Genomic DNA, 6,869 nt, shown 5'->3' with positions numbered 1-6,869 from the left:
CCATATTTCCTTGATTTCTAAAAAAGCATTAAAATTGTTTGCAAGATAGAGAATAGTTTTATCTTCTGTTATCGGGCGTTATTTAATTAGTATCTCTTTTTCTTATTAAACTAACGGGGCAGTTTACTTCAAGAAGGAGTTATACCCTATTTCGTAGAATTAATAGTTAAAAGGGAAATCTGTATATTAATATTTTTAATTTTGGAGGTTTTTACAATATCATACATCAATGATTTATATTATTTACTAGATGCTAATATTATTTGGAACATTATTGAGCTTTTATTTGTTACTTCATGCATTTCAACTATAATATTCATTTTAACTAAAAATCAAAATATCTCAATATTATCATCAGTCCCAGTTTTTTATATCTTTTCATTATTACAATATGGTGTTTCTAATATAGTTGTCCTATTAATTGTATTCATAATACAAGGTGTTATAGTATTTAGGATGAAGAATAAGGTAAGTAGAGATAGTAGAAAAGATCATACTTAAAATTAATGAGGAATCCTCTTTGAGTTAACTTTAACAAAAGGTGGTTCCTCATTTTGTATAATTTGATTTTAGCTACCAGACAACCAAATCGTTACTTAAATTGCTTGCAACCTTATTCAACTAACGGGCAGTTTAGTTGAACAGTAATTGGAACTTTTATGGAATTTTAAGGTCATATATATAAATTGAACTAATAGGGGTGTACGTATATGAAACGATTCAGTATAAGCTCAATAGTCTTTATATTTATAGGGCTTCTTTTCTTCACATTAAACTGGTTAATAGACGGTTATTTTGAACCTATTGTACTTACTGGAGTTATTTTTATAATACTAGGGACTGTATTTTGTTTTTTTGCTATCTCTAAAAGGGAAAAAGGAAGTGTAAAATATATATCACTTACTACCTTTTTCATTATATTATTTTTAGTTACTTGGTTTGAACCATTCCAAGTTCTCCGAATGATGACTTGGATTAAAAATATTATTTAACTAACGGGTGCTTTACTTCAATAAGGAGTAGAGCCTTTTTCTTATTGAACTAACGAGGCAGTTTAGTTGAACAAGGAATTTGTTACATCATGTGTTGAAAAATCATCTCATGTATCAACTCCTTAAATTCATCCTTCTTAAATTCATTCCGCTAACGCTACTGTTGACGAATTAAATGGAATTTTTTATAACGAAGTTCGACTTATTAAATAAAAGGGGAGTTCATATGAAATTTACAAAGACTTTATTTGTTGCATTAGCAATAATTTTATTTGTTATCACGGGTTGTTCTGGAATAGAAGACAAAGGTAAAAATATAGAAGTTGAAAAGCGTATTGGTAATGAAAATAAATATGAAGAATTTAGAGAAATTACTGATAATAAGCAAGTTCAAAAGGTGAAAGATATATTAGATGAGGTTGATTGGAAAAACGCCAAAGTAGAAATGGAACATCCTGCTGATTACAACTTTTGGTTTCGATTTAAAAGTGATAAGATGTCAGCAAAAGTAGTGTTATATAAAATTTGGATAAGTCCAAATAAAGATAAAGTAGAGATCGTGAGAGGTGATAATCAGTATGTTAAATTAAACGTAGAGGATTCTACTGATTTATTTGAAATATTAACAGGAGAAAAGCCTTCTGATTTGTGATTGGACCGTACAAATATTTAAAAAGAGTTTGAATGGAATTTTGAACTTTAATCCTTCTTCAACTAACGGGTGCTTTACTTGAAGATCATTGAGTTGCATATGCAGCTCTTTTTTTCTTTATTGAAATAACGGGGCAGTTTAGTTGAAGAGTGTTTAAACTTGTTGTTCAACAATCGGACCATATTGTTGAATAAGACCCACTATTTTATAGCAACAATCGTTGAGAAAACAGCCTATTTAAATAATCAATTTGTTGAAGTAAATGAAGTAATTTGTAGTACAAAAAAGGATAGATGGAGCAATTCCTATTATGCTCCTCTATCCCTTATTTTTATACTATATAATGTCTGACATCAGAGTTGGTATTTTGCTTTGATCTTCGCTTATTAGATTGATAAAGATAATTATGAAAAATGCCGTTATTCTTTAATGTCCTTCAATTTCCTAATAAGCTTTTCTAACCATTGAATTTCATTCGCAATGTTTTCTGAATAATATGATTGGATAAAATACGCGTTTTCTTTCATTGAATCATCTAATTGGATTTGGTTGTAAATTGCCTGTAATTGTTCTTGCTTCCCTTGTAAAGATTCTAGCTTTTTCTCTAAAATCGGGATAACTAGAGCATTTTCTACATGTCGTAAAAACATGATGCCAACAACCATTTCCCGAATATTATTCGCCTTTTTAAATAGCTCATAAATCTTGTTCGGCAGCTGTTCACGGCCCTTGACAGTGATCGCAAAAACTTGCTTGTCTGGACGATTTTCTTCCTTAATAATCTCACCTGGTTCGACTAGTCCTTGTTTTGTCAGTGACTCAAAATGGTAATAGAGCTTACTTTCAGTTAAGTTGCCCATTTTATCGAATGGAATAGGATTTGATAATTCCTTTTTCAACTTATAAGGATAATTTTCTCCTTCTAATAACTTACTTAAAATATATATTTGGATTGACATGAGGCACCTCCTCCTTTACTGTACCGAACAAATAAGAAAGCTTCAACCTCTTGCGATGATTGAAGCCTTCAATTCTAGTCTTTTAAGATTGGTGTTGTATTTTTACAGGTACATTTACAGGTACATCTTCAGATGCTTCTACAGGTACTTTTTTGTGTACAAGTGTAACGATTAACGCATTAATCAGTACTGCAACTACACCTACTAATACTAAGCCCCATAGGAATGGTGCTTGTTCAGTTGAACCAAACATCACAGCAAAGTAAGATTGTACCGAATGATACATTGGTGTGATATAGCTTACTACATCGAAGTAGCTGTACATCATATCACGTGGCATTGTTGCACCGTTGGCAATAGTTTGTGACAGTAATACTGGAATATTTAAAATCATTCCCGCTTCACCGATTAAGAATGTGAAGATTGCACAGAAGTTAAACGCTACCATGTATAACAATACTTGTTGACCGTAAACTTTGAAAATAGCATCTGTATCTAAGTCTGCAATTAAGACCGCAATACCTACTGCGAAAATAGATGAAACAATTGCAATGATAAGGGCTGATAATTGTACATAACCGAAAAGTTTCGTTCTTGATGTTTTTCCTTTGCTTTGATTGAAGGCTTGTACTAACTGCATCGCTGCAATCATTGCCCCTACGTAACAAGCCATCGTTAAGAACATTGGTAACATGTTGTTTTGCATTCCGTCTGGCACATCGTTCATGATAACGTAGTTGCCTACATAAGCTTGTTCAATTTGTGTTGCAATCGCATCTGCTTGCTCCTCAGGTACGTTCATATTTAAAAGAACGCCTTTCGCTGTTTGTGTTGAGAAGATTGCACTTAATTGATTATTAATTTCTGTTACGACTGATTTCATTGAAGAAGATACCATTGTGGCGCTTGCTTCATTCACTGTGAAATCAATTTGAGCTGACTTACCTGATTGTGCATTCTCAGAAAAGTTTTCTGGAATATGAATCACTAACGAATATTTGTTGTCCCCTAATCTATCTAACGCTTTTTTATTTGAAATATTCGTTGTGATTTCAAATGGTAAGCTTTCTGCTAGTTGATCTGCAATTTGAGTTCCTGCTTCGCCCTCGTCATCATTCACAAGCGCAATTTTAAGCTCGTCCATATTTCCTGGTAATGCTGTGTAACCTAGTAAGAAGATTAATAGCATTGCGACCGCATAAAAAACACCCATAAAGATAGACGCACCAAAGCCTTGTAACTTTGTAAACTGTTTAAATTTCATACTTTACTTCCCTTCTAGAAATATACTCCATTCAAAGTACTCTAATTAGAGTACTTAACTTTTACTATGTTATAGTATTATTTAAGGAAAGTAAAGAGGGCGTTTTTTACCTTGGAGACGATTTTATTGCATCGCAAAAACTAGATAACTTTCTCTAATGACACAGCAATAATTAAAATGGTGTACTTGGATTCGTGCGTTATGTGATGAAAATAACACACAACCATACTATAAAAACAATTTTTTGAGCTTTAATTATGAAAGTTTGAGTTTTCCTCCTATACTACAATTACAGGGGCTTTAGTTGAAAAACTATCTTCCACAATCGGGCGCGATTGTGGAAGAAGCATCGCTTTTCTTATTCAACTAACGGGTGCTTTACTTCAAGAAGGAGTGGAGTCTATTTCTTATTGAACTAACGCAACAGGTTCATTAATTTTATGGAGGTTTTTTATGAAAATAAAAGAAGTAGATAGCAAAGTCATAATAGATGACTTTGAATTTTATGGTCAAATTGAACAAGAGAAATATTGTTCTAAATGCAAGTTTAATTTAGTTTATTATGATGATTTTGAAACGTATTTTTGTCCTAAATGTAATAGTTGGATTGAATCTAAATGTAGTGATCCTAATTGCAAATATTGCCCTAATAGACCAGAAAAACCTTTATCTCACAAGTAGTATTATTCAACTAACGGGTGCTTTACTTGAAGATCATTGAGTTGCATAGGCAGATCTTTTTTCTTATTGAACTAACGGAGCAGGATAATTGAACAAGGTTTGGAAAAACTACCCCTAAAAGGGGTTCGAGAAAATGAAAAAAACAGTTTTTGTAGCATTACTTTTATTAATTTCATTTGGTGCTGTTGAGAAATTATCTGCTCGTTCGTTACAATCAACTGAAGATAAATTTGAAATCGATGAACACCAAGAATTATCAATAAAGCAAGCGATTGAATTAGCATATCCTTCTGCTTTGAAATGGGATGAAAATGCACAATTATTACATGCAGTAAATATAGATTTAGAAGATAAAGCTGAGAAGTCTATTGGAAGTAACGGAAAAAGAAAATATTGGAATATTGCTTTTGGAGTACCAGATACTAATAAGTTTTTTTTGGTAATCATTCATAATGGGAAAATTGATTTAGCAGATGATTTAACAACGCATGATGCATCTCCTTATCCCAAAAAGGAGTTTATACAAATAAAAGATATTAAGTATGATTCACCAGAGTTGCTTAAAACAGCACTGAAAATGGGTAGTATTTATCCTGGTAAAGATTGGGCGAAAGGTTATAATTTTATGCTTAAAAAAGACACAGAGAGAAATATTAACCTAATATTAGTGATAGGTTGGAATAGTGACCAGACAGAAATGAAAGCAGCGGGCTTTAATGCTTCAACAGGAGAATACATTAAACCTAGTTTATAAGTTATTATTCCTTATTAAACTAACGGGTGCTTTACTTGAAGATCATTGAGTTGCATATGCAGCTCTTTTTTCTTTATTGAACTAACGGGGCAGGTTAGTCCAAGAGTGATTTTTGAAGAAAAATCCATTGCTGCAAATAATTAAATGATATACTAATCATAAAATACGTTAAAAAGAGAGGATATACAATATAATGGTTGCAAAGACTAAAGAGGATTTTACTGGATTAAAGGTAATTGGTGAAATTTGTTCTGCTATTCGAGATGAATTAGTCCATAGTACGAAACCTGGAATTACCACAAAAGAACTCGATGAAATTGCGAGAAAGATGTTTGAAAAAGCAGGAGCTCAATCTGCCCCGAAAAGTGAATACGATTTTCCTGGTTATACGTGCATTAGCATAAATGAAGAAGTAGCGCACGGAATTCCGGGGAAACGGGCAATTCAGGAAGGGGACATTGTAAATATTGATGTTTCAGGTTCAAAAAACGGGTATTTCGCAGATACCGGAATTTCCTTTGTAGTAGGGGAAGGAGAGGCAATTTTACATAAAATATGTGACGTTGCTAAAGGAGCATTCGATGCTGGACTTAAGAAGGCAATGCCAGGTTCAAAAATAAGCGCGCTCGGAAAAGCTGCACACAATGTAGCAAAACAGCATGGCTTAACAGTCATAAAAAACCTTACTGGACACGGTATTGGGCGTTCGATTCATGAAGAACCAAAACACATTTTAAATTACTTCTCTCACTGGGATAACGAAATATTAAAAGATGGTATGGTAATTGCCTTTGAGCCTATGATCTCTACATTTGAAGAGGAAGTTTTCCAATCCGAAGATGGATGGACCTGCCTAACCGATAAAAGCTTTGTGGCTCAATACGAACATACGATTATCCTTACCAAGGAAGGACCGATTATTACTACATTGTAAGAGCACTAATACCACAACAAGGCGCGATTGTTTAATAACGTCGCTGTTCTTCTTAAGCTAACGGGTGATTTACTTGAAGATCATTGAGTTGCATATGCAGCTCTTTTTTCTTTATTGAACTAAAGGGGCAGTTTAGTTGAATAAGCGTTGGCACTTTTCTATGTTAATTTCAAACAAAGGATATTAATGTTAATATTAATATCGCCAATAATTTAAATAGTAAAAGAACAGGACTACTATTAAGGTGGAGGTAAAACTTATGAAATACATTAAAGGCTTATATGTATCACTTGTACTAATGATGTTTGTTATTTTGGTTAACACAACAATTTTTGAGGGTGAATATTCAGGGATTGCTATGTTCGTTTGTTTAGGTATATTTATAATGGGAACAGCATTTTTTATAAATACCAAACAATTAAAAAATTAGGATGCGTAAAGCGTAAACACTAACGGGGCTTTTACTTTAAGATGGGATTTAACAGGTCCCATCTTTTTCTTCTTCAACTAACGGGGCAGTTTAGTTGAATAAGCTCAGTTCTGGTTTATTTGTATTAAATTTCAAACAAAGTAAATTAGTGTTAATATTAAAGTGAAGTATCGTCAATAATCCAAATAGTCAAAGAACAGGAC

At 32.7% G+C, this 6,869-nt stretch carries 7 protein-coding genes; 5 read left to right on the top strand and 2 right to left on the bottom strand.

All coding sequences use genetic code 11. The features are described from left to right. Positions 1-1,218: 1,218 nt before the first annotated feature. Positions 1,219-1,644, top strand: coding sequence for a YhfM domain-containing protein (locus tag BK137_RS21370; protein ID WP_038185088.1), 426 nt, complete (start codon positions 1,219-1,221; stop codon positions 1,642-1,644). 419 nt (positions 1,645-2,063) lie between these two features. Here the strand turns inward: BK137_RS21370 and BK137_RS21365 are convergent, their stop codons facing one another. Continuing rightward, positions 2,064-2,603, bottom strand: coding sequence for a PadR family transcriptional regulator (locus BK137_RS21365; protein WP_038185086.1), 540 nt, complete (start codon positions 2,601-2,603; stop codon positions 2,064-2,066). A gap of 82 nt (positions 2,604-2,685) precedes the next feature. Next, positions 2,686-3,867 carry a YhgE/Pip domain-containing protein gene (locus tag BK137_RS21360; RefSeq protein WP_038185085.1) on the bottom strand — a complete coding sequence of 394 codons (1,182 nt, stop codon included), beginning with the start codon at positions 3,865-3,867 and terminating at the stop codon, positions 2,686-2,688. A 453-nt stretch (positions 3,868-4,320) separates the two neighbouring features. On the opposite strand from BK137_RS21360, the gene BK137_RS21355 reads away from it, so the two are divergent. From BK137_RS21355 to BK137_RS22485, 4 genes are all read left to right on the top strand, one after another. Next, positions 4,321-4,548, top strand: coding sequence for a hypothetical protein (locus tag BK137_RS21355; RefSeq protein WP_038185084.1), 228 nt, complete (start codon positions 4,321-4,323; stop codon positions 4,546-4,548). A gap of 133 nt (positions 4,549-4,681) precedes the next feature. After that, the gene (locus BK137_RS21350) at positions 4,682-5,302 is read left to right on the top strand and encodes a hypothetical protein (RefSeq protein ID WP_038185082.1); all 621 of its coding nucleotides are present in this window, start codon (positions 4,682-4,684) and stop codon (positions 5,300-5,302) included. Positions 5,303-5,495: 193 nt separating this feature from the next. Next, positions 5,496-6,236, top strand: a complete 741-nt coding sequence (map, locus tag BK137_RS21345; RefSeq protein WP_038185081.1) for a type I methionyl aminopeptidase — start codon at positions 5,496-5,498, stop codon at positions 6,234-6,236. A gap of 259 nt (positions 6,237-6,495) precedes the next feature. Further along, a complete protein-coding gene (locus BK137_RS22485) occupies positions 6,496-6,666 on the top strand; it encodes a hypothetical protein (RefSeq protein WP_164491928.1) in 171 nt (56 codons plus the stop codon). Positions 6,667-6,869: the final 203 nt, after the last annotated feature.

The organism is Viridibacillus arenosi, assembly GCF_001955655.1.
Lineage (GTDB): Bacteria > Bacillota > Bacilli > Bacillales_A > Planococcaceae > Viridibacillus > Viridibacillus arenosi.
Note: the sequence above shows the minus strand (reverse complement) of the source record. Positions and strands in the feature narration are given on the sequence as shown.